General features: G+C 63.8%; 21 protein-coding genes. 13 read left to right on the forward strand and 8 right to left on the reverse strand.

What is annotated here, in order from left to right; all coding sequences use genetic code 11:
* Positions 1-78: 78 nt before the first annotated feature.
* Positions 79-1,413, forward strand: coding sequence for an amidohydrolase (locus ABC969_RS11015; protein ID WP_345864939.1), 1,335 nt, complete (start codon positions 79-81; stop codon positions 1,411-1,413).
* A 166-nt stretch (positions 1,414-1,579) separates the two neighbouring features.
* Here the strand turns inward: ABC969_RS11015 and ABC969_RS11020 are convergent, their stop codons facing one another.
* The 4 genes from ABC969_RS11020 to ABC969_RS11035 form a co-directional block, all read right to left on the reverse strand.
* Positions 1,580-2,980 carry a TolC family protein gene (locus tag ABC969_RS11020; RefSeq protein ID WP_345864941.1) on the reverse strand — a complete coding sequence of 467 codons (1,401 nt, stop codon included), beginning with the start codon at positions 2,978-2,980 and terminating at the stop codon, positions 1,580-1,582.
* Positions 2,977-4,056, reverse strand: a complete 1,080-nt coding sequence (locus tag ABC969_RS11025) for an efflux RND transporter periplasmic adaptor subunit (protein ID WP_345864943.1) — start codon at positions 4,054-4,056, stop codon at positions 2,977-2,979. Before ABC969_RS11025 ends, ABC969_RS11020 begins: the two co-directional genes overlap by 4 nt.
* Positions 4,040-5,737, reverse strand: a complete 1,698-nt coding sequence (locus ABC969_RS11030; RefSeq protein ID WP_345864945.1) for an ABC transporter transmembrane domain-containing protein — start codon at positions 5,735-5,737, stop codon at positions 4,040-4,042. Before ABC969_RS11030 ends, ABC969_RS11025 begins: the two co-directional genes overlap by 17 nt.
* 93 nt (positions 5,738-5,830) lie before the next feature.
* Positions 5,831-6,730 (reverse strand): hydrogen peroxide-inducible genes activator, encoded by a 900-nt coding sequence (locus ABC969_RS11035; RefSeq protein WP_345864947.1) that lies wholly within the window; start codon positions 6,728-6,730, stop codon positions 5,831-5,833.
* 224 nt (positions 6,731-6,954) lie between these two features.
* Between ABC969_RS11035 and ABC969_RS11040 the strand changes: the two genes are divergently transcribed.
* Positions 6,955-9,498, forward strand: a complete 2,544-nt coding sequence (locus ABC969_RS11040) for a glycoside hydrolase family 9 protein (RefSeq protein WP_345864949.1) — start codon at positions 6,955-6,957, stop codon at positions 9,496-9,498.
* Positions 9,499-9,596: 98 nt separating this feature from the next.
* Here the strand turns inward: ABC969_RS11040 and ABC969_RS11045 are convergent, their stop codons facing one another.
* Both ABC969_RS11045 and ABC969_RS11050 read right to left on the reverse strand, forming a co-directional pair.
* A complete protein-coding gene (locus ABC969_RS11045; RefSeq protein WP_345864951.1) occupies positions 9,597-9,866 on the reverse strand; it encodes a hypothetical protein in 270 nt (89 codons plus the stop codon).
* A 95-nt stretch (positions 9,867-9,961) separates the two neighbouring features.
* Positions 9,962-10,612 carry a PEPxxWA-CTERM sorting domain-containing protein gene (locus ABC969_RS11050; protein ID WP_345864953.1) on the reverse strand — a complete coding sequence of 217 codons (651 nt, stop codon included), beginning with the start codon at positions 10,610-10,612 and terminating at the stop codon, positions 9,962-9,964.
* 759 nt (positions 10,613-11,371) lie between these two features.
* Between ABC969_RS11050 and ABC969_RS11055 the strand changes: the two genes are divergently transcribed.
* The 4 genes from ABC969_RS11055 (at position 11,372) to ABC969_RS11070 (ending at position 15,420) form a co-directional block, all read left to right on the forward strand.
* A complete protein-coding gene (locus tag ABC969_RS11055) occupies positions 11,372-12,166 on the forward strand; it encodes a hypothetical protein (protein ID WP_345864955.1) in 795 nt (264 codons plus the stop codon).
* Entirely contained in the window at positions 12,163-13,455 is a 1,293-nt protein-coding gene (locus tag ABC969_RS11060) for a hypothetical protein (protein WP_345864957.1), read from the forward strand. Before ABC969_RS11055 ends, ABC969_RS11060 begins: the two co-directional genes overlap by 4 nt.
* A 17-nt stretch (positions 13,456-13,472) precedes the next feature.
* A complete protein-coding gene (locus ABC969_RS11065) occupies positions 13,473-14,180 on the forward strand; it encodes an FkbM family methyltransferase (RefSeq protein WP_345864959.1) in 708 nt (235 codons plus the stop codon).
* Positions 14,181-14,520: 340 nt separating this feature from the next.
* The gene (locus ABC969_RS11070; protein ID WP_345864960.1) at positions 14,521-15,420 is read left to right on the forward strand and encodes a PEP-CTERM sorting domain-containing protein; all 900 of its coding nucleotides are present in this window, start codon (positions 14,521-14,523) and stop codon (positions 15,418-15,420) included.
* 7 nt (positions 15,421-15,427) lie between these two features.
* On the opposite strand, the gene ABC969_RS11075 is transcribed toward ABC969_RS11070, so the two are convergent.
* A complete protein-coding gene (locus tag ABC969_RS11075; RefSeq protein WP_345864962.1) occupies positions 15,428-16,228 on the reverse strand; it encodes a crotonase/enoyl-CoA hydratase family protein in 801 nt (266 codons plus the stop codon).
* A 103-nt stretch (positions 16,229-16,331) separates the two neighbouring features.
* On the opposite strand from ABC969_RS11075, the gene ABC969_RS11080 reads away from it, so the two are divergent.
* The gene (locus tag ABC969_RS11080; protein WP_345864965.1) at positions 16,332-16,769 is read left to right on the forward strand and encodes a PaaI family thioesterase; all 438 of its coding nucleotides are present in this window, start codon (positions 16,332-16,334) and stop codon (positions 16,767-16,769) included.
* Complete coding sequence (locus tag ABC969_RS11085) at positions 16,769-17,149, forward strand: PaaI family thioesterase (protein ID WP_345864967.1); 381 nt, start codon at positions 16,769-16,771, stop codon at positions 17,147-17,149. The genes ABC969_RS11080 and ABC969_RS11085 overlap by 1 nt, the downstream gene beginning before the upstream one ends.
* 139 nt (positions 17,150-17,288) lie before the next feature.
* On the opposite strand, the gene ABC969_RS11090 is transcribed toward ABC969_RS11085, so the two are convergent.
* The gene (locus ABC969_RS11090) at positions 17,289-18,401 is read right to left on the reverse strand and encodes a PQQ-dependent sugar dehydrogenase (RefSeq protein WP_345864968.1); all 1,113 of its coding nucleotides are present in this window, start codon (positions 18,399-18,401) and stop codon (positions 17,289-17,291) included.
* Positions 18,402-18,580: 179 nt separating this feature from the next.
* On the opposite strand from ABC969_RS11090, the gene rimP reads away from it, so the two are divergent.
* The 5 genes from rimP to infB are packed head-to-tail and all read left to right on the forward strand — an operon-like array spanning position 18,581 to position 24,588.
* Positions 18,581-19,180, forward strand: coding sequence for a ribosome maturation protein RimP (gene rimP / locus ABC969_RS11095; RefSeq protein WP_345864969.1), 600 nt, complete (start codon positions 18,581-18,583; stop codon positions 19,178-19,180).
* A 3-nt stretch (positions 19,181-19,183) separates the two neighbouring features.
* Positions 19,184-20,767: a transcription termination factor NusA gene (gene nusA, locus ABC969_RS11100; protein WP_345864971.1), complete on the forward strand. Its 1,584-nt coding sequence runs from the start codon at positions 19,184-19,186 to the stop codon at positions 20,765-20,767.
* The gene (locus ABC969_RS11105) at positions 20,767-20,997 is read left to right on the forward strand and encodes a tautomerase family protein (protein WP_345864973.1); all 231 of its coding nucleotides are present in this window, start codon (positions 20,767-20,769) and stop codon (positions 20,995-20,997) included. The genes nusA and ABC969_RS11105 overlap by 1 nt, the downstream gene beginning before the upstream one ends.
* A complete protein-coding gene (locus ABC969_RS11110; protein WP_345864975.1) occupies positions 20,978-21,811 on the forward strand; it encodes a DUF448 domain-containing protein in 834 nt (277 codons plus the stop codon). The genes ABC969_RS11105 and ABC969_RS11110 overlap by 20 nt, the downstream gene beginning before the upstream one ends.
* The gene (gene infB, locus ABC969_RS11115) at positions 21,808-24,588 is read left to right on the forward strand and encodes a translation initiation factor IF-2 (protein ID WP_345864976.1); all 2,781 of its coding nucleotides are present in this window, start codon (positions 21,808-21,810) and stop codon (positions 24,586-24,588) included. The genes ABC969_RS11110 and infB overlap by 4 nt, the downstream gene beginning before the upstream one ends.
* Positions 24,589-24,605: the final 17 nt, after the last annotated feature.

A 24,605-nucleotide genomic window follows, 5' to 3' on the forward strand; every position in this document is an offset into this window, starting at 1 on the left:
TTGTTAGTTGATCTGATCTTGGGGTTGGAGGTCTGCGCGACCATGAGAGTGTTTGCAACATCACGGGGGGATGGTGAAATGGGGCTCGCATACAGCGGCGTGACATCCGGCCTGCGCCAGACAGCGTGGCGCGCGCTTGCCCTATGCATTGGCCTGCTGATCACCGCCCCCGCTTCGGCAGAGGCGCCAAGCGCCGCGCTCGTCGGCAAGGTCAACGCCGCGATCGATGCCGATACCGACCGGCTGGTCGCGGTCTTCAAGGATCTGCACCAGCACCCGGAGATCGGCTTTACGGAAACGCGTACAGCGGCAATCGTCACGCGCGAACTCAAGGGGCTTGGTTTTGCCGTGACCACCGGGATTGGCAAGACGCTATGGTTTCGGGCCGACATGGACGCGATTGCCGTGCGCGAATCGACCGGGCTGGCCTATGCGGCGACGAAACCGCAAAGCTTGCCCGATGGCCGAGAAAGCGAGGTCATGCACGCCTGCGGCCATGATGCGCATATCACGTGGCTTCTGGGACTCGCAAAAGCGATGGTCGCGCTCAAATCGGCGTGGACGGGCACCTTGGTGGTGTATGCGCAGCCCGCCGAGGAATTGGGTCTCGGCGCACAAGCCATGATCGACGACGGCCTTCTCACGCGCGGCTTCCCCAAGCCCGATTTCGGCCTGTCGAGCCACACCGCCCCCGGACCAGTCGGCTATGTCTCCAATTCGGCGGGCGTGCGCATGGCGGGAATGGATCAGCTCGACATTAGTTTTACGGGATTGGGCGGCCATGGTTCAGCGCCGGAATTGACAATCGACCCGGTTGTCATGGCCGCTCAGGCCGTGCCGTCGTATCAAACCATCATCAGCCGGAACGTCGATCCGCAGTCGGCGGCTGTGCTCACGGTGGGGGCGATCCAGGCCGGTACGGGAAACAATGTCATCCCGCAGACGGCCAAGTTGCTGATCAACCTGCGCTGTTTCAAGCCCGATGTGCGCGCCTTGATGATCAAGCGGATCGATGAGGTGAGCCGGGGCGTGGCGATCGCGGCGGGCGTTCCTGAAGGCAAGCTGCCCGTGCGGACGATGAAGGGCGGCGCGGGTCCGTTGATCAACGATCCAGCGCTGGTCGATACGGTAAATCCGGCGCTGACCGCGCTGCTCGGGACCGACAAGGTGGTCAACAACTTCCCCGCGGTAATGGGGTCGGAGGATTATCAGGAAGTGATGGACGCGGCCCGCGTGCCGTATGTCTTTCTGCTGATCGGCGTGGCGCCGGTCGATCAGTTCAAGGCCGCATTAGCGGCGGGAAGATCCGCACCCTATTCCAATCACAACCCCGATTTCTTTGTCGATCTGGCCGCGATTCCAATCGGCGCCAAAGCGGACACGATCGCCGCGCTATCGCTGCTGGCCAAATAGATCGCCGCCGGGAGGGCGTAGCAATCATCGCCCCCCTCCCGAGTTCGGCCCTCGTGGAGGCAGCGGCTACCCTTGCTGCGCCATCGTGAGGACGTATGCGCAGGAGGTCGAATGCGAGCATATGGATATTCGTTTATCGAACTTTTCGGCATCGGGCCTGCACGGCTTAGTTGCCGAGGCGTAATGCCACCCGATCAGCGGTTGCCGCTGCCAATTCGGCGCGGGCCGCGGCGATACGGGCAAGTGCATCGACTAGCCGCAGGCGCGCGTCAGTGGCGGTTTCCTCGCGCTGGTTGACCAGGAAGAAATCGCCCGAGCCGAGCTCGAACCGGCGGCGCTCGGCCGCGGCAAGCCGATCAGCGAGGTTACGTTCTTCTTCTGCGATCACTGCGAGCCGCTCGGTGGCGCCGACGGCGATGACGATTGCCTCCACCTCGATCGCAATCTGATCCCGCAGGAAGCGGCTGCGCTGTGCCAGCGCGTCGATTTCCGCACGCGCCTCGGCGAGCCGTCCCTTCGCCGCGCGGTTCTGCAGGGGTACGCTGAAGCGAAAGCCGATCGCCGCGTCGAGCGGGGTTCGGCTCGCGCCGCCCAGACCGACCGCGCCGATATCCTTACCCAGCTCGCCGCGCAGATCGAGCCGCGGTGCAAGGTCGTTCTGCGCGAGCATCAGCCGCGCGGTTGCCTGGTCGATGCGGGTCAGGATCGTTCGGTAATCGGGGCGCGCGACTGCTGCGGCGACTTTCGTGGCGACAGGAACACCGGCCAGCGCGGCGGCGTCCTCGGGCAACCGCGCGTCCGAAACCAGCAGCGGCGCGCCCGCATCGTCACGCAAATACAGCGATAGCGTATTGGCCGCGGATGCGATATCCTGCTCGGCGCGCACCACCAGCGCACGGCGCCGGACGAGGTTCTGGTCATTTTCAGTCAGCAGGATCTCCGGCCGCGCGCCCAGCGTGACCAACCGCCTGAACGCCCCGCGCCGCCGCTCCGCCAGGTCGAGCAGGTCGCGATAGGCGCGCAGTCTGAGGCCGGCGGCGACCCAATTCTGATACGCGTCGATCGCCCGGCGCTGCACGCCGATCGCCACCATCTCCGCCTCGAACCGCGCCACATCGATATCGGCGCCGGCGACGCTGCGCCGCGTGCGTCGCTCGTCGACCACCCGATCGCGGAGCAATGCGAACAGCGCGCCTACCTTCGCCTCGCCCAGCCGGTTGGTATAGGCTTGATCCTCGTACACCGGGAACGTGCCGCGCGACGCCCGGTAGCCGCCATAGACATAGCCGCCATTGCCGGTCAGCGGGCGCGTCGCGCGGCTTTCGACCACGCTGCCATCATAATAGCCGGCGACGCGCGACCGGCCTTCAACGTCGAACACCGTATCGAATGCTCCTTCCGCCGACAGCGAACGCCCCTCGGCCTGCCGGACGCGCGCGAGCGCCTCGACGATCTGCGGCGCCGAGCGGGCAGAGGACTGCAACACCTCGTCGAGCGTCAGCGGCTCCTGCGCGCGCGCGATGCCCGGGCATAGAGCGAGCAGCAGCGCGAGAAGACAGCGCATCATTTCTTTGCGTCCTTCTCTTCACCGTCTTTGCTCGCCATGTCTTTGGCCTCGCCTTTCGCCACGGCGGCCGGACGCCGACCGAATTCGAGCGGAAAATCGTTGAGCTGGCGCCACAGCTCGTAGCCAACGAGCACCGTCTCGCCCTGCACCCAGCCGCGCACTTTGCCCCCCGGGCGGACATAATCGCGCGCCGGCCAGGCGGGCTTGCCCGGCTGGGGTTCGACGAGGATGCGGAACAGCCCATCGGGCGAGGCCGTGGGATCGATCATGCGGACGCGTCCGTCGAACATGCCCTGTGCGACCGACGGCCAGCCGCTGAACTGGATCGCCGGCCAGCCTTCGAACTCCAGCCGGACGGGGCGGCCGGGATGGACGAGCGGCACGTCGCGTCCGTCGATGAACAGTTCGACCGCGCGTTCCACCCGCTCAGGAGCAATCACCGCGAGCACCGTGCCGGGCGCCACCATCGACCCGCCGGTGCTGGCGTTGAGCTGCTGGACGCGGCCGTCGCGCGGTGCGCGCACCATTTGCGCGGACTGGCGGTTGAGCTGGATGTCGATCCGGTTGAGCTTGGCGCGGGCCTCGGCGAGCTTCGCGCCGGCATCGGCGACCTTGATCTGCGTCTGTTCGTAGTCTCGCCGCGCGGCGAGGCCCTCGGCAAATAGCTGCGCGGTGCGCGACACGTCGATCCCCGCGACCGCGCGGCTCTGCTGGATCGCCGCGATCTCTGCCAGAACCTGCGCACGTTCGGCGCGCAGCCGCGATAACAGATCGGGATCGAGATCGACGACGCGCGCGATCGGATCCCCGCGTTCGACATGCTGCCCGTCCTGGACGTACCAGCGCTCGACCCGCCCGGGGACGAACGCGGTGACCTGCTGCTGCCGGTCGTCGGGATCGAGCGCGATGACTTGGCCGGTTGCGTTGGCGGTCTGCACCCACGGCACCAGCGCCATGATCGCACCCGCGACCGCGATGCCGATGACCAGCAGCCAGGCCAGCGTCGCAGCGACACCCGGCGGGCGCATCGCCGCCAGTGTCGGGAAATGCGCGGCGTGATCAGGGCTGTCTGTCATCGCGCGCCTCCGCTTGGGTATCGGCGATCAGCGCGGCCCAACTTGTAAAGCGTTGCTGGCGGTGCGGTTCCAAGCGGAACCAGCCATCGAGGCTGATGTCCTGGGGCCGGCCGGTACATAGCAATGTCGTCGTCCCCGCGGCCTTCAGCCGGCGCAACACCTCTACCAGTCGCTCGGCCGGAAGCAGGTCATAGAGCTGTGACAGCATCAGCACGCGTGGGCGGACGAGCAAAGCGTTGGCAAGCTTTAGCGCCATCACCTCGCCGATCGACAGCGGATAGCCCGGCGCGGCGAGCTGGGTGTCTAGTCCGTTCGGCAATCGCGCAACGCGATCGCGCAACCCGACCGCGTCGAGCGCGTCGAGCATCGCGCCAGAGCCCAAGGTGTTGGAGGCCAACGTCAGATATTCCCGGATCGTGATCTCGACGATCGTTGGGCGATTGATCACCATGACCTGCGAGCGCAACTGATACATGTCGAACGTCGCCATGTCCGCGCCGCCGATCATAACCAACCCCTGCGCCGGCACGACATGCCGCTTCAGCACCATCTCGAGCAGCCGCTCGGTGTCCCCGCCGGCCAGCGTCACAAGCTGTTCCCCCGCCGCCAGCGCAAAGTCGAACCGCGCCCCCGCCACCTCGACACCGTCGAGCCGCACCGCGCCATCGGCGGGCGCTTGTCCCGCTCCCAACTTCGTCACAGCGCGTTCCTGCGGGATGGAGAATAGCAGCGACAGTTCCTCCGAGCTGGCGGTCAGGTCGTACAGCGTATCGAGATACCAGCCGAGCTGCGACACGCCGTAAAACACGCCGCTGAGGATCAGCTCGGCGGCGACCAATTGCCCGATCGACAGTTCGCCGCGCAGGATCAAATTGCCGCCGAGCGCGAGCAATGCCGCACTGGCGAAAGCGTAGAGCAGCAAAAAGGCCACCGTCTGCGTGAAGCTGTAGCGAAAATAGCGGCGGTGCCGGTCTACATAGGCTGCGGTGACGGCCTCGGACCGGTCCATCGCGAAATCGAGATGCCGGCTCGATTTGTAGAAGCCGTTCGACCCGCCGACGCTTTCCAACCAGCGCGCCGCATCATGCTTGGCGTGGCTGAGCGCGACCGCCGAGCGGATCGAGCCGCGCGACCAGAGCATCCAGATCGCCAGCACCAGCAGCAGCAGCAGCGCGTTGAAGGCGAGGAAGAACGGGTGATAAAAGCTCGTGACCGCCAACCCGACCGCAGACTGCAGCAGGATCGTGAAGCCGCCGATAACGAGGCTGGGCACTGCCTTTTGCACCACCACCAGGTCGAAATAGCGGTTGAACAGATCGGCGCGATTCTGATCGGCAAAGAACGGGTTTTGGGCATGGACCGCGCGGCGCGTTATCTCGGCGACGATGCGGGCGTAGAAGCGTCGTTCGAATAGCGCCATGATCCAGAACCGCGCAGCGCTCAGCGCTGCGACAAACGACAGTAGCAGGAACAACAGCCCGGCAAGCGTCCAGAGCGGCGCAGGCAAAGCGGTGTTGGCGACGCTGTTGATCAACAATTGCACCGAGATTGGCGTCGCCAGCGACAATAAACTGATCGCTACGCCGTAGACGATCGCAAGCCGAACGTACGGCATTTCGGGGCCGACGATCTCGGCGAGCCATGCGCCCGCCTCGCGCCACCCTATCTGGTTGTCTGCCATTGCCTTGATCCGCCGTAATTGGTCGGCTCGTAGGATCGCCGCAACAGTTCATTGGCGCAAGTAGCAGTGGACTATACGATCGATAGGATATGCCTATGGGCCAACCGCGCGCAGCAGGTCGGCAATCAGCTGATAAGCTGGCGCGCGTCCGGCCCCGCTACGCCAGAGCAAGCCGATCTCGCGGTACACTCTCCCGCCCTTGATCGGGCGCACGATGATGTCGTCGCCGTCGCGCACTTCCTGGCGGACATAGAGCTGGGGCAGAAACGCGAGGCCCATGCCCATGCCGGCCATCTGGCGGATCGCATCCAGGCTGGTGCCTTCATAATCGTTCAGCACGACCGCACCGACATCCGCCGCGATCGTCGCGACCTGCTGTGCCAGCCGGTAATCGGCGACCAGCGTCAGCAGGTTCTGTCCGGCAAGATCACCCATTTTGATTATCGGCTTCGCGGTGAGCGGATGATCCACCGCCATCGCCAGATACAGCGCCTCGCGAAACAGCCGTTCGCTGTGGAAGCCGCGCCCCGCGACGGGCAGCTGCGCAAGGATCAGGTCATGGTCGCCGGCGGCGAGGCCGGTGGTCAGTGCGGTGGGTAGGCCTTCGCGAACGTGAATCCGCAGGGTCGGGTGCTCGCGGTGCAGCCGCGCGACCAGGCTCGGCAGCAGATAGGCGCCGAGCGTCGGCGACACGCCAAGCCGGATCGTCCCGACCAGCGCATCGGCCGACGCGACGCGGACGTCCTCCAGATCGGCCACGTCGACCAGAATCCGCCGCGCGCGCTCCAGCAACTCGCGACCAAGCGGGGTGAGGATCGCCCGCCCGCCGCGCTCAAACAGCGGCGCGCCGAGGATCGTTTCCAGCGCGCGAATCTGTTGCGACAGCGATGGTTGCGACACCCCCATCTGCTCCGCGGCGCGCGTGAAGCTGCCGGTTTCGGCGAGCGACGCGAAATAGCTCAGTTGACGTATCGTGGTCTTCGGACGGTGCATGGTTCACCCTAGCGGGACAACGTCGATCGGCAGTAGTCTTTTCAAATGCGCCTCGACGACGTCAGCGATTTGCAACATGGGTCCCGCCACGGATGGCGATGTAAGCCGCCTTAAACCATTGCGAAATTCAGCGGCGCATTGGCTCTGGCGCCCTGAAATGTTAGCGCTATGAACAGCGGGGACGATGCGAACAGCATCGCACGACATAGGGAAAGAGGATGGACATGGCGCGATACGCTGCATGCGGGCTGATCGCCGTGCTGTTGGCCGGGACCACCGCGACCACGACAGCTACCGCACAAACGACGATCCGGACGCCGGCTCAGCCAGAAATGGTGCTGGGCAAGGCGGGGTATTACGAAGCGCCCGCAGTCAACGTCCTGGTCTTCTCCAACTGGTATGACGGCCTGTTCGCCGATTCGAAGATCAGCGGCGTCGAGATCATCCAGCAGGGCACACGCACCGCGACCAACGGCGATGTGCGCCTCTCCTCCACGCCCGGACAGTGGGATGCCATCGGGCGGCTCGTCGAGCGCAAGGTTGATACAGCCACCGGCGCCATCACCGTAACGCTCGAATATCCAGATTATAACTGGCGGTATCAGATCCGATCGGAACGCCGCGACGGCGCGGTCGCGGTGTCGGTGATCTTGGACGCGCCGGTGCCCGCCGCTCTCGCGGGCAAGGCGGGCTTCAATCTCGAATTCCTGCCGACCGCGTATTTCCACCACAGCTACATGGCGGACGGGCGCACCGGCACCTTCCCGCTCTACCCCGCCGACGCGATGACCGCGACGCCCGAGCGCAACGCCGCCAGCGGCCGCAACGAAGGGCCGGGGGCGGAGCCGACCGCGATCGCGCAGGGCACCCGCTTCGTCCTGGCGCCCGAAGATCCGGCGCGGCGGGTGACGATCACCTCCACCGCGCCGGTGCAGTTGTTCGATGGGCGCAACCAAGCGCAGAATGGCTGGTTCGTGCTGCGCTCGATCCTGCCCAATGGGCGGACCGGCAAGGTGCTGGAATGGACGATCCAGCCGAACAGCGTTCCCGGCTGGCTACGCCCGCCGGTGATCGCGCATTCGCAACTCGGCTACACCCCGACGGGGGCCAAGGTCGCGACGATCGAGCTCGACCGCAACGATCGTCGGACGCTGCCCGCGCGCCTGCTGCGCATCGGCGAGGATGGACGGATGACGCCGGTAAAGACTGCGCCCGCCAAACGCTGGGGCGATTACCTGCGTTACAATTACCTTCAGCTCGATTTCAGCGCCGTCCGCGATCCCGGCCTCTACGTCATCGAATATGGCGAGACCCGCACCGCCCCGTTCCGCATCGCCGCCGACGCCTATGCCGGGGCGTGGCATCCCACACTCGATGTCTATTTCCCGGTCGCGATGGACCATATGTTTGTCAACGAAGGCAACCGCGTGTGGCACGGCGACGCGCACCGTGACGATGCCCGGCAGGCGCCGGTTGATCATGAACATATCGATCTCTACGCGCAGGGACCGACTACCGACACGCGCTTCAAGCCGGGCGACCATATCCCCGGCCTTGCCGTCGGCGGCTGGTTCGATGCCGGCGATTTCGACATCCGCACCCAATCGCAATATCAGGTCGTCCGTTCGCTGGTCGACACGTGGGAACGCTGGCGCCCGACCCGCGACACGACCAGCGTCGATTGGACGCGCCGGCGCACCGAACTGCACGTCCCCGACGGCACGCCCGACCTCCTCCAGCAGATCCGCCACGGCGCGCTACAACTGATCGCGCAGTTCGACGCGGTCGGCCATGCCATTCACGGCATCGTCGAACCCGATGTCGCGCAATATACGCACCTCGGTGACGCCTCAACCAAGACGGACGGGCTGATCTACGATCCGATGCTCAAGATCGGCGAGGAGAAAAATGGTCGCAGCGGCACGCCGGATGATCGCTGGGCGTTCACGACGAAGGCCTCGGCGCTGAACTACGGCTCGATCGCCGCGCTTGCCGCGACATCGCGCGCGCTGAAAGAGATGGACCCCGCCCTGTCGACAAAGGCGTTGGGCATCGCCACCAAGATCTGGGCGGAGGAACAGTCGCACGCGCCCGACCTTTATCAACACGGCAACACCACCGGTGGCCCGCTCGATGCCGAACGCTTCTCCGCAGCGGTCGAACTGCTGCGCACGACGCGCGATCCGCGCTATGCGACTGCAGTACAATCGCTTTGGCCCGCGATGGAAAAGACCTTTATGTTCAACCCCCGCGATGCCGTCGCGGCCATCCCCGTGATGCCGGCCAGCTATCGCGACGGCATGATCCCCGCCGTCCGCGCCTTTGCCGCCGCCGCCACGAAGAACGCGACTGCCAGTCCGTTCGGCGTGCCGATCACCACGGGCGGCTGGGCCGGGAGCGGCACTGTCCTCAGCACCGCACTCAACGCATATGTCCTCCACAAGGCGTTCCCGGAAATCATGCCCGCCGACCCGGTATTCCGCGGCCTCGAATTCCTGGTCGGCCATCATCCCGGCTCCGACATTTCGTTCGTGTCCGGCGTCGGTACGCAGTCCAAGGAGGTCGCCTACGGCAACAACCGCGCCGACTTTTCCTTCATCGCCGGCGGCGTCGTGCCGGGCGTGCTGGTCATCAAGCCCGACTTTCCCGAAAACCACGAGGACTGGCCATTCTTCTGGGGAGAGAACGAATATGTCATCCCCGAAGGCGCGATGTGGATCGAGCTCGTGCACGCCGTGCAGGATCTGCAAGCGGCCCCGGCAGGCTGACGATGGCCGCTCCTCCACCCTCCATACCCGCCATCACTGACACGGTCGTCGAATATATATCGTTGCCCGGGTGAAGCGGCATTCACGGCATTGTCCGCCTAGGTGGCTTCCAGCCGCCGTGATTGCTCCGGAGTGATCGTGGTCGCCGGCCGAAATGCGTCGCCCGCCATATAGCCCTCCAAGCTGGCCACCAGCTGGCGGCTGACAGGATCCTCTGCATCCGGGCCGTCGACCGCAAAGCCGCAGACGATCACCCGGCCCCGGCCGACCTTCAGTTCGATCACTAGACCCAGCGGGCGGGCGGTGAACCAGTCGTCGATTACCCGCACGTCTATGGGCGTCATCTGCGCGATCGGCTTTGTCTTCATTTTTCGGACGCTGCCCGAAACGCAGGGCAAAACGCTCGAACAAATCGAACAGGACTGGCGTTGATGCCAACGCGGGTCGGAACGCTTAAACCAGTTCAGGCATAGCTTGCCGCTGCGCGCGCCCGACGGCGCAGCGAAGCACCAACCAAACCGAACCCACTGACCATCATCACCCACGATGCCGGTTCGGGGATAGCGGCAGCGAATTGGAAGTTGGACGCCGTGAAGTTCGCCAATGACCCCGGATTTCCAGCCAGGTTCGTCAGGCGCGCCAGGATCTTGAGGTCTGCCGTCGGCTCGGAAAGGTTTGTCGAAAACACCAGCCGCGGCTGATCAAGCGCGCTATTGAAGTAGATAAAGAAACCGGCGCCGTCCGAAGTAATCCGATTGGCTAAAAGATTCGCGGCGCTACCCGCCCCGAATGGGGTGCCTAAATCGGCGTCATTGTCGGTGTCACCCACAACGATCACGTTCAGCCCCGAGGTCGGCAGGCCGGAGACAGTCCCGGTTCCAAAACTGATTCCCCCCCAAAGTCCAAACGCAGATCGATCGAAAACAAACAAATCATTGGCAATATCAAACGTGATGAAGGTCTCGCCGCCGATCACTTGGCGGCCCGGAGTGGTGAGCGCCGTTGTGCCGGCGAAGGGGTCCGAATCAAACACGAACGTGCTGGCAGCAGCCTCGGTGGAGAGGACCATCGCAAGCGCGGCGACCGTGGTGCGGGAAAAAGCCGAAAGGATCATCTTCACACTCCCTCTAAATCAGGACTGGACTCGATTCTTATCGTTATTCGCTTTTATCACAGCCGATGAAGAAGCAAAACTGAGCGACCATTAATTTCACGTCTCGAGACATCGAAGCAGCGGCGTAAACGACCTACTTGGGCCGTTTTTACCGAATTTGGCATGACGTTCGCTCGAAACTGTCGACGATGGTACAACTTGAACACTCGGCGGCAATTGCCGAGATGACAGGATATCAGTCGTTTGGCGGCCGTCACGCGCTGTGTTAAAAATACTCCGCTAATTCTAACCGAGTGCCCCAAACGGGCGCGCCGGCCTCGACCATTTTCAGCGACTTAATACGGATATGACGAACTGATCGGCGAGGAACTACGCATTTGACGCCGCCGTCTCTCCGTCCTGCAGTTAATGTCATTTTGTTAATTTTCCGACAGTCTGCTGCCTTATACTGCCATAGCAAGCCGCCGGTGACGCGGCACAATAGTACAAACATGACAGTCCACCATCATTGCTTCACCGGCACATATATAATAAATTGACATGGAGAATCATCGAGATTTGGCGAATTTTGGTTGCCACTCCGCAGAAATTACTTTTCACAACTTTCTCCACAGGATCTTTAGTAATTTTCTCGGAAGGATTTGGCTTCGGTCGTGTGCGAAGAGGAGCTTTTGTAGTCCGTTCTTCCGACTGCACCCCCGGGATGGCGAACGGCGCAACCAAGCCCCTCCACCGACCTGATAAATGGAAGGACAATCCATGGACGGGAATGCCAGCCACGCTACGCCCACGCTGGGCTTCGCCGCGACCGTGCGGCGCGTCGATGCCCTCTTCAACGCAATGTCCGCCGACTATCTGCTGCGCGAGCAGTTCGTGACCGACCCAGCACAGATATTGGCCGAGTACGTGCATGGCCGGAAGCTGCCGCCGGAAGAAGCTCTGTCGCTCAACCGTCTGATCTATCTCATGATGTCGAATGAAGGACTGGTCAGCTGGTTTCTCGATCGTGCTCTGCGCTATGACGAGCCTCCGGCACAGCAGGTGGAAGATTTTGTCGAGGCATTCAGCGCCGCGGTGCTTGAACATGGCGACGCCTCGCTGCTCGCCGCGCTCATCCGCGGCGCCGCCGTCAGCGTGCCAATTGTGCGTCTTGACGAGCGGCTAATCTCGGAAGCGCTCCGAACGCTGCTGGCCGTGACGGACGGGACGGAGCACTCCCCATCCGGCACGGGAACGCAACAGAGCGGCACACACGTAACAGAGCACAGCACCGGCGGCGGCGGCACCCGGGGCTGGATTCACTCCTTTGCCGCCGGAATGCGCGCCGGGCTTGTCCTGTCGGACGCCACCGAACATTCTCCTGGCGGTACGGGAACGCAGCAGAGCGGCACGCATGTCACGGAGCATAGCACGGGCGGTGGCGGCACTCGCGGCTGGCTCGAACGGGGCTTCTTCGGCCCCCGGCTGGCCACCATATCGTTAGAAGCACTGGCCTTGCATGCGACGAATCTCAAGCGCTTGGGCCTGTTGCAGCGCGATCAGGGCGGCGGATGATGCCACCCTCGCCGATGGCTGCGATCCGCGCTGTCGAACATGGAGCCGGCGTCCGCCGGAATCAGCTGACCCAGCTCGTCATCGCCGGCGCACGTGCCGAAGCGCTACGCCTTTGCCACACAATGTTTGCCGAGGGAGACGACCCGATCCGCTTCCTCGACGATCGGTTTATGGACTGCCTGCGTGGACAGGATATCCACCGCGCTGGCGAATACGCCGCTTTGCTCTCCACCCTTCTTTGGGGCAGCCAGTGGCTGCGAGAAGAGGACGGGCCGCCGGTTTTCCCCAATCAGACGCGCGTTTTCCTGACCGCGTCCAAACTGCGGCATGACTGGGAACAGATTTCCTATCTGCGCGCCCGCGGCATCTTGGGCGACCAGTTCGAACCGATCCTTGCCCACTATCAAAAGCTCATTGAGGCAATGCGACCTGCCGGCCGGGAGACACCCCGGGAGGTACCGACGCCGCTGGACCCCGAGAACAGCGCGCGGATCGGTCATGTCTACAATCGTATTTTGCACCGGCGATCGACCCCGCGGGTACCACGAGCACTTTCCGCCTCGTGGAGCGCCGGGCAAGTCGAAGACGAGTATCTCGCCAGCCGCTGCGGCATTGCCATCGTGGACGAATTCCTGTCGCGGGACGCGCTGGAAAGTCTGCGACTTTTTTGCCTTGAGTCGACCGTCTGGTCGGGCAATCGCTATAATCACGGACGGCTCGGCGCGTTTTTCCGCGACGGCTTTAATTGCCCGCTCCTGCTTCAGGTCGCGGAGGAACTCAGGGACGCCTTGCCCCGGGTGATTGGGCGAAACTACCCCCTTCAGCAGCTTTGGGCGTTCAAGATCGGCCAGCCTTTGCCGGCGGATTCGACCATTCATGCCGACTTCGCCGCCATCAACGTGAACTTCTGGATCACACCGACCAGCGCAAATCGCGACGAAAGCTCCGGCGGAATGGTGATCTATGATGCGCAAGCGCCGCTGAACTGGAATTTCGATTTCTACAACGGAAACCTGGATGCGATCGGTGCTTATCTGCAGCGCAAACAGGCCAGCTCGATTCGGGTGCCATATCGGCAAAACCGAGCAATTATCTTTAACTCCGATCTCTTCCACGCGACCGAAGCCGTTGATTTTGATCCCGACTACGAGAATCACCGGATCAATATCACCATGCTTTTTGGTTACCGGCATCAAGACATGCATCATCTCGACAGTCGCCTGGACCCCGCCGCGCCGCGACCGGCTCTGGGCGCGTCGGGATGGCGCTCCGCTGCCTTTCGGCGGTAATAGCGGGAGCCGGCGTCATGATCTCTCAATACGGCCAGGACCTGTTCGTGCTCGAAATTCTATTCGGACAGCGCGGCGGCTTTTTCCTCGATTCCGGAGCGTCCGATGGGGTGAAATTCAGCAACACGCTGTTGCTGGAGAAATACTATGGATGGCAGGGCATCTGCGTTGAGCCCAATAGTAAATTTTTCCGCCAACTTGAGCATAATCGGAATTGTCCGTGCATCAACGTGTGCTTCTATGACACGAATGGATCTGCGGATTTTCTAGAAGATGCCCTAGCCCTAGGAGGAATATTAGCGGAATATGCACCGGATCACCTCGCCTATGCTCAGGCAAGCTTCAAATTAAAAACGGACAAACAGGGACTTCTGCCAACGGTGCCGAAAGCGACGCGAACCATTCGTTCAGTCTTACAACAATATGATGCGCCAAGGATAATAGACTATTGGAGCCTCGACACTGAAGGATCCGAGCTTACTCTTTTAAAGAGCTTTCCGTTCGACGAATACTCTTTTCGGATATTGACGATTGAACATAACTGGCTGCCGCAGCGAAAGGAAATACGAGAATTTCTCGCTGGGGCGGGATATCGCTTCATTACGCCTCTGGGTTGCGATGATTGTTATGTTCGCGAAAAAGATTATCGCCACGTCCTAGAAGCTCTGGCTGGCGCCGCGTGGCGCAGCGCCGCGTGGCGCCGCCGGGGAGCTTTCGCCAATTGATCGCCCGCCGCCCTTGAACGATCTCTCGCCTGTTTCGCAGAGCCCCTGCCACGCTTTCGCCGGCGCCGTGAACAATATTGGATGGTCGGCTGTGAGCATGCCAGTCCGACCTTTGACAGCGAATAATCCCGGGCCTCCGGTTGATGTGGGCGACCCTCTCCATGATCAACCCATCGATACATTGCGGACGGCGGCCATATCGCCAACATCGCCTGCCCAAATCGGTGCATCTCCGTCGGAGCCAACGACGCCCAGGAAACCAACCATCGATTGACGCTAAGCCGTTATAATATGAAAGAAGGTTGGCTGTTCTTGGAAAACCATGCCGCCGGAGGCCGCGATGAAATTCTGCGTAATCATCGCGGCTGCGCTGGCGGCGGCCCCCGCCGCCGCGCAGGTCACGCCGCACACGGCCCCGGCGGCAGCGCCGCGGACCATTCTGTTTGTCGGCAACAGCTTTACGCAGGGTGCCCTTTCGCCGCTGCGCAATTGGCGCGCGGACACGGTCAGCGATCTCAACAATGCCGGCTATGGCGGCGTGCCCGCCTTGTTCAAGCATTTCACCGAACAGGTGCGGCTCAATTATCAGGTCAGCCTGGAAACGCAGGGCGGGCAGACGCTGGGCTTCCATTATGACACGCGCCGCGGGCTGCTTGATCGCGCCTGGAACGTCGTCGTGCTGCAGGAATATAGCACGCTGGATCCGCAGCGCCCGGGCGACGCCACCGCCCTTGTGCGCGACACGGGCCGCTTCGTCACACTGTTCAAGACGCGCAATCCCGCGGTTTCGGTGCATCTGATGGCGACCTGGAGCCGCGCCGATCAGACCTATCGCCCGACCGGCCATTGGTACGGCAAACCCGTCACCGCCATGGCGGAGGATCTGCGTCGCGCCGCCGATCGCGCGCGCGCCGCCGCGCCCGGCCTGTCCAGCGTGCTTCCCGTTGGGCAGGCCTGGAACCGCGCTTTTGTCACCGGCGTGGCGGATGCCAATCCCTATGACGGCACCGCCTTCGGGCAGCTCGGTCTGTGGTCGTTCGATCAATATCATGCCAGCCTGGCGGGCTATTATCTCGAGGCGCTGATCGTGTTCGGCCGCGTCACCGGCATCGATCCCCGCATCCTGGGCCGGGGCGAGGGCGCAGCGGATGAGCTCGGCCTGTCGCCCGCCCAGGCGGCGGCGCTGCAGACGGTGGCGAGCGAAGAGCTCGCCGCCGACCTGATCCGCCCGCGGCGCTAGCCCCCCCTTAATCCGCGAACACCGCCGCGCGCTTGCCCATATTGGCGGCCACCGCCTCCATCATGTTGGGCTTGCCGATCACCTTCATCTGCTCTTCCGTCTCCGCCACCAGCATCGCACGCGGATCGGCGTCATGCGCCATGTTGCACAGCCGTTTGGCGCCGCGAACGGCATGCGGCGAGCGCCCGGCAATCTCGCGGGCGAGGGCCATCGCCGCGGCGTACGGATCATCCGCAAGCCGCGTGACGAAGCCATGCGCCAGCGCTTCCGCGGCAGCGAATTCGCGTGCGGTATACACCAGCTCGCGCAACACGTCGTCGCGCACCAGCCCGCGCCAGATCGGGAAGCCCGCCATATCGGGCACCAGCCCCCAATAGGTTTCACGAATGGCGAAGCGCGTGTCCGGCGCGGCGATGCGGATATCGGCACCGGACATGATCTGGAAGCCGCCACCCATCGCAACGCCGTGCACCGCAGCGATCACCGGCATCGGCAGAGTGCGCCAGCCCCAGGTGACGTGCTGCGGCAGGATCGCGCCGTGCGCGTTGCGCGGATCGAGCGCCAGGCCGGATCCCCCGGCCGCCATGCTCGCCATATCCAGCCCGGCGCAAAACGCCCTACCCTCGCCCGACAAGACCACGCAACGGACATCCTTGCGCGTCGCCAGCGTATCGATCGCCGCGCCGATCGCCTTGAACATCGCCGGATCGATCGCGTTCATCTTGTCCGCACGGGTAAGACGCACGTCGGCGATATGGTCGGCAATGGCGATGGATACGCGCTCGGTCTGCTCAGTTTGATCGGTCATCGGCCATCTCCTACCTGTCGCCTCTAGCTGCCGCTGCCAGTTGTAATATGCAACCCACCTCAGGCACTTTGCGTCGACCCGTTGGCCGGTATAGACGCGCCTCATGAGCATCCCGAATTTCGTCTTTGATCCTGAGCGCTTTATGAAAAGCGGCGCGGGCGGCCATGGCAGGCATCTTGGCCTCATTTATAGCGCGCACGGCCCCGATTGGGCAGAAATGGCGATGCCCTATGATCCTCGGCTGATCGGCGATCCGGAAAGCGGCGTGATTGCCTCGGGGCCGATCCTGTCGATGATGGATATGGCCACCAGCATGTCGGTATGGCTCAAGCTCAACGGCTTCCGCGCGCACGCCACGCTCGATCTGCGCGTCGATTATCTCCGCCCAGCGACGCCGGGCAAAACGGTGATCGGGCGCGGCGAATGCTACCGCATCACGCGCTCGATCGCCTTCGTGCGGGGCCAGGCGCATGACGGGGATCCGGCCGATCCGCTGGCGCATGTCGCCGGCACGTTCATGGCGCCGGAGGGCTATTTCTGATGCTGCCGCCCTATGCCGAGACGCTCGGCCTGTATGTCGATCCCGAGCGCGCCGATGGCTGCCGCCTGATCATGCCCTATGCCGATGGCGTGCTCGGCCGTCCCGGCTTCCTGCACGGCGGCGCGATCAGCGGGCTGATGGAAATGGCTGCGATCGTCGCCTTGCAGCGTGCCTTGGCCGAGGATGGTGGCGGCCGCATCAAACCGATCAACGTGACGGTCGATTTCATGCGCGGCGGGCGCGACAAGCTGACCTACAGCGCCGGCATCGTCACGCGGCTGGGCAACCGCGTTGCCAATGTCGAGGCGACGGCATGGCAGGATGACGCGGAAAAGCCGATTGCCGCGGCAAGAATGAATTATCTGATTGTGCGGGCGTGATCCGCGCGCCAATGCCCCCCGGCCGTCATCCCGGCGAAGGGTGGGATCTCATGCGGCAGGCGCAGGACGGGAACCGCAGAAGACCACAGCCTTCGCTGCGGTGACGCTATTCGGTTAGGGGGTGGTTGGCGCGACGGCATCACCGCCCCGCCGTCAGCTTGATCAGCCGCCCCTGCGATCCACGCTGGCCATCCTCCAGCACCCAGATCGCGCCATCCGGCCCTTGCTCGACCTCGCGGATGCGCGCGCCCATATCCCATTGATCGCCCTTCGACGCATTGATCCCGTTGAGATCAACGCGGATCAGCGCCTTGCTCGATAACCCGCCGATAAATGCATCACCCTGCCACGCAGGGAACATCTGGCCCGAATAGATCATCAGCCCGGCCGGCGAGATGACGGGATTCCACGATACTTTGGGCGCCTCGAAGCCGTCGCCCGGCGCATGATCGGGAATGTCACGCCCGTCATAATGGCTGCCGTTCGAGGCGTTTGGCCAGCCGTAATTCTTGGCCGGCTGGATCAGATTGACCTCGTCACCGCCTCTCGGGCCCATTTCCTGTTCCCACAGATTGCCCGCCGCATCGAACGCGATACCAAGCAGGTTGCGATGGCCATAGCTCCACACGGCCGGGTCAAAGCCCTTGGCGGCGAGCGGATTGCTCGGCGCCGGCTTGCCATCGAGCGTCAGCCGCAGCACCTTGCCAAGCGTCTCAGTCCGATCCTGCGCCGGATCGAATTTCTGCCGATCGCCATTGGTAAAGAACAGATATTGTCCGTCGGGGGAGAAAGCGATGCGGCCGGAAAAATGCCCGTCGCCCGCGACATAAGGCTGGGCGCGGAACAGCGTTGCGACATTATCGAGCCGCGCCACACCGCCACTTTCGCTCAGCGTGCCGCGCGCCAGCACCACACCCTTGCCGTTCGCGCCAAGCTGCGAGAAGCTGACATAAACCTGGCGGTTTTTGGCAAAGGCTGGCGCCAAGACGACATCCATAAGCCCGCCCTGCCCCTCGCTCGACACCGTCGGCACGCCCGCCACGGTGGTTATGGCGGCGCCATCGGCCGAAACCAATTTCAGCTGGCCGGCCTTTTCGGTCACCAGCATGCGGCCGTCGGGCAGGAAGGTCATCGCCCAAGGTGATTCGAGATCGGCAACCACCGTCTTGGTGAACGGCGCGGTAGCGGGCGCTGCGGCGTTACCGCCGCAGGCGATCAGCAAGGCGGGCAAAGTCAGATATATCGTGCGCATGGTCATCCCCTGATCCGGTTCGTAAAGGCCAACGCGCGGCGCCGATGTTGGATGCTTGCCACCGTCCCTCTACCGGCCTATATCATAGCTACATTCTCTACATCGTCAGGTGAAGAGGCTGGAGCCACCCGGTTCCGGCGGCAACAACCCATGTCTTGCAATCAACGTCTGGAACATCCTTGGCCGATCTCGCCAAACTGACGGCACTCATTGCTCCCGAGGCGGAAGCCCTGGGCTTCGATCTCGTGCGCGTGAAGCTGTTCGGCGGCGCGGGCGACATCACGTTGCAAGTCATGGCCGAGCGGCCCGATACGCGTCAGCTGACGATCGACGATTGCGCCGAATTGTCGCGCCGCATTTCCGACGTGATGGATGCCGAGGATCCGATCGAAAGCGAATATCGCCTCGAAGTGTCCTCCCCCGGCATCGATCGCCCGCTGACCCGTTTGCAGGATTTTGCCGACTGGGCCGGGCATGAAGCGCGCATCGCGCTGAAAGCGCCGATCGAGGCGCGCAAGCAATTGACCGGGGATCTCGTCGGCGTCGAGGGCGATCGCATCTCGATCGACGTCAGCAAGCATGGCATCATGACGATTGGCTTCGATCAGGTCGCCGATGCCAAATTGCTGTTCACCGATCGGCTGCTCGCGGCGACCCGACCGCTCTCGATCGAAGGCGCGGACGAGGAAGAAATCTTCGAAGACGATAGCGACGACATCGAAGACCAAGACAATGACGACGCGGCGCCGACCAGCGCCACCAATAGGCAAGAAGGATAAATCATGGCTCTCAGCGCCGTTTCCGCCAACAAGGCCGAGCTGCTCGCAATCGCGAATGCCGTCGCGACCGAGAAGATGATCGATAAGGCGATCGTGATCGAAGCGATGGAGGACGCGATCCAGCGCGCCGCGCGCTCGCGGTACGGCGCCGAGAACGACATCCGTGCCAAGCTTGATGGCACGACCGGCGATCTGCGCTTGTGGCGCGTCGTCGAAGTGGTCGAGCAGGTCGATGATTACTTCAAGCAGGTGAACCTGAAGGAAGCCGAGAAGCTGCAGAAGGGTGCGGTCGTCGGCGATTATATCGTCGATCCGTTGCCCCCGATCGAATTCGGCCGCATCGCCGCGCAGGCCGCCAAGCAGGTGATCTTCCAGAAGGTCCGCGATGCCGAGCGCGATCGTCAGTATGACGAGTTCAAGGATCGCATGGGCGAGATCATCACCGGCGTCGTCAAGCGCGTCGAATTCGGCCATGTCGTGGTCGATCTCGGCCGCGCCGAAGGCGTCATCCGCCGCGATGCGCAGATTCCGCGCGAAGTGGTGCGCGTCAACGATCGCATCCGCTCGCTGATCCTCAACGTCCGCCGCGAAAACCGTGGCCCGCAGATCTTCCTCAGCCGCGCGCATCCCGATTTCATGAAGAAGTTGTTCGCGCAGGAAGTGCCGGAAATCTACGACGGCATCATCGAGATCAAGGCCGCCGCGCGTGATCCGGGCTCGCGCGCCAAGATCGGTGTCATCTCGCACGACGGTTCGATCGATCCGGTCGGCGCGTGCGTCGGCATGAAGGGCAGCCGCGTGCAGGCGGTCGTGCAGGAAATGCAGGGCGAGAAGATCGACATCATCCCCTGGTCGCCCGACACCGCGACCTTTGTCGTCAATGCGCTGCAGCCAGCTTCGGTGTCGCGCGTGGTGATCGATGAGGAAGAGGATCGTATCGAAGTCGTCGTGCCCGACGATCAGCTGTCGCTGGCCATTGGTCGTCGCGGCCAGAACGTGCGTCTTGCGTCGCAGCTGACCGGCAAGGCGATCGACATCCTGACCGAAGCCGACGCCTCCGAGAAGCGCCAGAAGGAATTCGCCGAGCGCACCGAAATGTTCCAAACCGAACTCGACGTCGATGAGACGCTGGCGCAGTTGCTCGTTGCCGAGGGCTTCGGCGCGCTGGAAGAGGTCGCTTATGTCGAGGTGCAGGAAATCGCCTCGATCGAAGGTTTCGACGAAGATCTCGCCGCCGAGCTGCAGAGCCGTGCGACCGAGGCACTAGAGCGCCGCGAGGAAGCCAATCGCGTGCTGCGCCGCGAGCTCGGCGTGGCCGACGATCTTGCCGCGTTGCCGCACCTCAACGAAGCGATGCTCGTCACGCTCGGCAAGGCCGGTATCCTGACGCTCGACGATCTCGCCGATCTGGCGACCGACGAGCTGGTGCAGAAAAAGCGCCAGGAACAGCGCCGCCGCGCCGAAACGGACAATAAGCGCCCCGAGGACAAGGGCGGCGTGCTTGGCGAATACGGCCTGTCGGACGAGCAAGGCAATGAGATCATCATGGCCGCGCGCGCGCACTGGTTCGAGGATGAGCAAGCCTGATGCCGTTCGTCAGCATCCGCATGGCGGGCAGCGCCACCAAGGAGCAGAAAGCGGGACTCGTCGCCGACGTCACCGCCAGCCTGGTCGCGCGGCTGGGCAAGAACCCCGCTGCGGTGCAGATCGTGATCGAGGAAGTGAATACGGAAAATTACGGCGCCGGGGGGCAGTTGATCGCCGATCGGGACGCGCCGAAACCGCAGGAGGACGCGCATGCGGAATCCTCACGATGACACGCTAGGCGCTACTTCTTCTCCGCTTGCTGGCGGGACCGACGGCGCGCCGGGCGGGGCTCTCCGTTCGGATACGCGCGCCAGTGCCCGTAAATCGAGCGACCCGATCCGCCGCTGCATCCTGATCGGTGATCGCGCGCCGCAGGCCGCGCTGGTGCGTCTTGCCCTCGGCCCCGATGGTAGCGTGCTGCCCGACGTGCGCGCCAAGGCCCCCGGTCGTGGCGCGTGGATCGGCGTGACCAAAGCCGAGCTGGAAACCGCCATCGCCAAGGGCAAATTGAAAGGCGCGCTGGCACGCGCGTTCAAGACCGGGCCGATCGGCATCCCGGACGACCTTCCGCAAAAGGTCGAGACCGCGCTGGAACGCGCCGCGCTCGATCGGCTCGGGCTAGAATCGCGGTCCGGCGGGCTGTTCAGCGGCGCGGAGAAGATTGAGACCGCGGCGCGCTCCGGCAAGCTCCATCTGCTGCTGCACGCGTGCGATGCGGGCGCCGATGGCAACCGCAAGCTCGATCAGGCCTGGCGCGTCGGCAACGATGAAGAAGGCAGCGATCGCAGGGGGTTGGTTCTTCCGGTCCCGCGCACCATATTGGCCGTGGCACTGGGCAGGCAGAATGTGGTACATATCGGCCTGACTGATCCCGATGCAGCCAGGCGGGTGCGTGAAACGCTCGACCGCTGGTTGCATTTCATCGGCCCTGACCCAATCCTCCCGCCTTGCGAAACGGCCTCGCAGGGCGCATCGGCGTCCCAAGAAGACGGCGATGATCTGACTACCGATTTGGCCGACGACAGTTACGAGGAATTCGAGTGAGCGATACCGACAACGAGAAGCCGAAACTGGGTATGCGCGCGCCGCTGGGGCTGAAGCGCACGGTCGAGACCGGCCAGGTGAAGCAGAGCTTCAGCCATGGTCGCTCGAATACCGTGGTCGTGGAAGTGAAGCGCCGCCGCATCCTGGCGCCCGGCGCCGCGCCCGAAGCGCCAGTCGTCGAGGAAGCCGCACCGGCGCCGGTCGCGGCTCCCGCGCCCGCCGCCCCGCCGCGTCCGGCGCCTGCCCCGGTCTCGCCCGCCAATTCGCTGCTGTCCCGCCAGGAACTGCAGACCAAGTTGCTGCGTGAAGCCGACGAAGCGCGCATGAACGCGCTTGAGGAAACGCGCCGTCGCGAGGAGCGCGAGCGTCTCGATGCGGCTGACGAAGCCCGTCGCCGTGCCGAAGAGGCACGCCGCGCCGGTGACGCCGCCGATTCGCCCGCCGCGCCCGAGCCTGCGCCGCAACCCGAGATCAAGGCCGAAGCACCCGCGCCCGCAACGGTGCCGATAACGCCCGAACCGACGCCAGCCGTCGCACCAGCAGCGCCAGCGCCAGCGCCAGCGCCGGTCGCTGCCCCCGCGCCGGTCGCACCACCAGCGCCGGTCGCACCACCGGCGCCTGCGCCCGTCGCCCCACCGGCTCCGCCGGCCCCGACTTTGTTTGGGCTTGATCCCAGCATGCCGGCGCCACGTCGCTTCACGCCCGTGCCCCGCCCCGAGCGCCCCAAGCCGGCGCCGGCGCCCGTCGTCGCGCCCGAGCCGGCGGCGCAGCCGACCTCGTCCAACCCGCCCTCGGCTCCGGCCAGCCCCGGCAGCCCGATCAAGCGCGCCGGCGAGACTCTGCAGCGTCCGCAGCCGACACGCGGCCGGACCGGCGATGAACGTCGCGGTGGCAAGCTGACGGTCAATCGCGCGCTCAACGATGGCGATGGCGCCCGCGCCCGTTCGCTCGCCGCACTGAAGCGTGCGCGTGAGAAGGAAAACCGTCGCATGGGCGGCCCGCGCGAAGTGCAGGCCAAGCAGATCCGCGACGTCGCCGTGCCGGAAGCGATCACCGTCCAGGAGCTCGCCATTCGTATGGCGGAGAAGGGCGCCGATCTGGTCAAGACGTTGTTCAAGCTGGGCATGCCCGTTACTTTGACCGAGACGATCGACCAGGACACGGCCGAGTTGCTGGTTACCGAATTCGGCCACACTATCGTCCGCGTCAGCGATTCGGACGTCGATCTGGCGATCGAGGGCGATGTCGAGGCGGACGAGAACGCTGTACCGCGTCCTCCCGTCGTCACGATCATGGGCCATGTCGATCACGGCAAGACGAGCTTGCTCGATGCGTTGCGCGGCACGGATGTGGTGCGCGGCGAAGCCGGCGGCATCACGCAGCATATCGGCGCCTATCAGGTCACCCTGAAGGACAAGTCGAAGATCACTTTCCTCGACACGCCGGGCCATGAAGCGTTCACCGAAATGCGCCAGCGCGGCGCCAACGTGACGGATATCGTCGTGTTGGTCGTGGCGGCGGACGACAGCATCAAGCCACAGACGATCGAGGCGATCAACCACACTAAGGCGGCCGGCGTGCCGATGATCGTGGCGATCAACAAGGTCGACAAGCACGGCGCCAATCCGCAGAAGGTCCGTGAGGAACTGCTGCAATATGAGGTGATCGTCGAGGAAATGTCCGGTGACGTGCAGGACGTGGAAGTTTCTGCGCTGCAGAAGACCGGGCTCGACGAACTGATCGAGAAGATCCAGCTGCAGGCCGAACTGCTCGAATTGAAGGCCAATCCCGATCGCGCTGCCGAAGGCACCGTGATCGAGGCCAAGCTGGATAAGGGCCGTGGCCCGGTGGCGACGATCCTCGTCAATCGCGGCACGCTGAAGGTCGGTGACATCTTCGTCGTCGGTGGCGAGAGCGGCAAGGTTCGCGCGATGACCAACGACAAGGGCCAGCAGATCAAGGAGGCCGGTCCATCAATGCCGATCGAAGTGCTCGGCCTGTCGGGTGTCCCGCGTGCGGGCGATCCGCTGTCGGTCGTGGAAAACGAGGCGCGCGCACGCGAAGTGGCGGAATATCGCCAAGGCGTGATGACCAGCAAGCGTACCTCGTCGGGTCCCGCCAGCCTCGAGAGCATGTTCAGTGCACTCAAGGAAAAGCAGGCGATCGAATATCCGCTGGTGGTGAAGGCCGATACGCAAGGTTCGGTCGAGGCGATCGTCAACGCGATCAACAAGATCTCGACCGATCTGATCAAGGCGCGCGTGCTGCATTCAGGCGTTGGCGGCATCACCGAGAGCGATGTGACGCTCGCCGGTGCTTCGGGCGCGCCGATCATTGGCTTCAACGTCCGTCCCAACGCCAAGGCACGCGAGATCGCCGAACGGCAGAAGGTCGCGTTCAAATATTATGACGTGATCTACACGCTGACCGACGAGATCCGCGCCGGTATGGCGGGCGAGCTTGGCCCCGAGGCGTTCGAAACGGTCGTTGGCCGCGCGGAAATCCGCGACGTGTTCTCGGCAGGCAAGCACGGCAAGGCAGCCGGTCTGCTCGTTACCGAAGGCATCATCCGCAAGGCACTCAAGGCGCGTATCACCCGGGCAGATGTCATCATCTATCAAGGGGAAATCGCCTCGCTGCGTCGCTTTAAGGACGATGTCGCGGAAGTGCGCGCAGGTCTGGAGTGCGGCGTGACGTTCACGTCGAATTTCGTGGATATCAAGCCGGGCGACTTCCTCGAAACATTCGAAGTCGAGCTGCGCGACCGTACTCTTTGATTTCAGCTGTCATGCCA

Origin of the sequence: Sphingomonas qilianensis (assembly GCF_039614825.1) — a bacterium.
Lineage (GTDB): Bacteria > Pseudomonadota > Alphaproteobacteria > Sphingomonadales > Sphingomonadaceae > Sphingomonas > Sphingomonas qilianensis.

Coding starts and splice junctions, on each gene's coding strand:
- ABC969_RS11015 (WP_345864939.1), top strand. CDS start 79: ATGGGGCTCGCATACAGCGGCGTGACATCCGGCCTGCGCCAGACAGCG.
- ABC969_RS11020 (WP_345864941.1), bottom strand. CDS start 2,980: ATGATGCGCTGTCTTCTCGCGCTGCTGCTCGCTCTATGCCCGGGCATC.
- ABC969_RS11025 (WP_345864943.1), bottom strand. CDS start 4,056: ATGACAGACAGCCCTGATCACGCCGCGCATTTCCCGACACTGGCGGCG.
- ABC969_RS11030 (WP_345864945.1), bottom strand. CDS start 5,737: ATGGCAGACAACCAGATAGGGTGGCGCGAGGCGGGCGCATGGCTCGCC.
- ABC969_RS11035 (WP_345864947.1), bottom strand. CDS start 6,730: ATGCACCGTCCGAAGACCACGATACGTCAACTGAGCTATTTCGCGTCG.
- ABC969_RS11040 (WP_345864949.1), top strand. CDS start 6,955: ATGGCGCGATACGCTGCATGCGGGCTGATCGCCGTGCTGTTGGCCGGG.
- ABC969_RS11045 (WP_345864951.1), bottom strand. CDS start 9,866: ATGAAGACAAAGCCGATCGCGCAGATGACGCCCATAGACGTGCGGGTA.
- ABC969_RS11050 (WP_345864953.1), bottom strand. CDS start 10,612: ATGATCCTTTCGGCTTTTTCCCGCACCACGGTCGCCGCGCTTGCGATG.
- ABC969_RS11055 (WP_345864955.1), top strand. CDS start 11,372: ATGGACGGGAATGCCAGCCACGCTACGCCCACGCTGGGCTTCGCCGCG.
- ABC969_RS11060 (WP_345864957.1), top strand. CDS start 12,163: ATGATGCCACCCTCGCCGATGGCTGCGATCCGCGCTGTCGAACATGGA.
- ABC969_RS11065 (WP_345864959.1), top strand. CDS start 13,473: ATGATCTCTCAATACGGCCAGGACCTGTTCGTGCTCGAAATTCTATTC.
- ABC969_RS11070 (WP_345864960.1), top strand. CDS start 14,521: ATGAAATTCTGCGTAATCATCGCGGCTGCGCTGGCGGCGGCCCCCGCC.
- ABC969_RS11075 (WP_345864962.1), bottom strand. CDS start 16,228: ATGACCGATCAAACTGAGCAGACCGAGCGCGTATCCATCGCCATTGCC.
- ABC969_RS11080 (WP_345864965.1), top strand. CDS start 16,332: ATGAGCATCCCGAATTTCGTCTTTGATCCTGAGCGCTTTATGAAAAGC.
- ABC969_RS11085 (WP_345864967.1), top strand. CDS start 16,769: ATGCTGCCGCCCTATGCCGAGACGCTCGGCCTGTATGTCGATCCCGAG.
- ABC969_RS11090 (WP_345864968.1), bottom strand. CDS start 18,401: ATGCGCACGATATATCTGACTTTGCCCGCCTTGCTGATCGCCTGCGGC.
- nusA (WP_345864971.1), top strand. CDS start 19,184: ATGGCTCTCAGCGCCGTTTCCGCCAACAAGGCCGAGCTGCTCGCAATC.
- ABC969_RS11105 (WP_345864973.1), top strand. CDS start 20,767: ATGCCGTTCGTCAGCATCCGCATGGCGGGCAGCGCCACCAAGGAGCAG.
- ABC969_RS11110 (WP_345864975.1), top strand. CDS start 20,978: ATGCGGAATCCTCACGATGACACGCTAGGCGCTACTTCTTCTCCGCTT.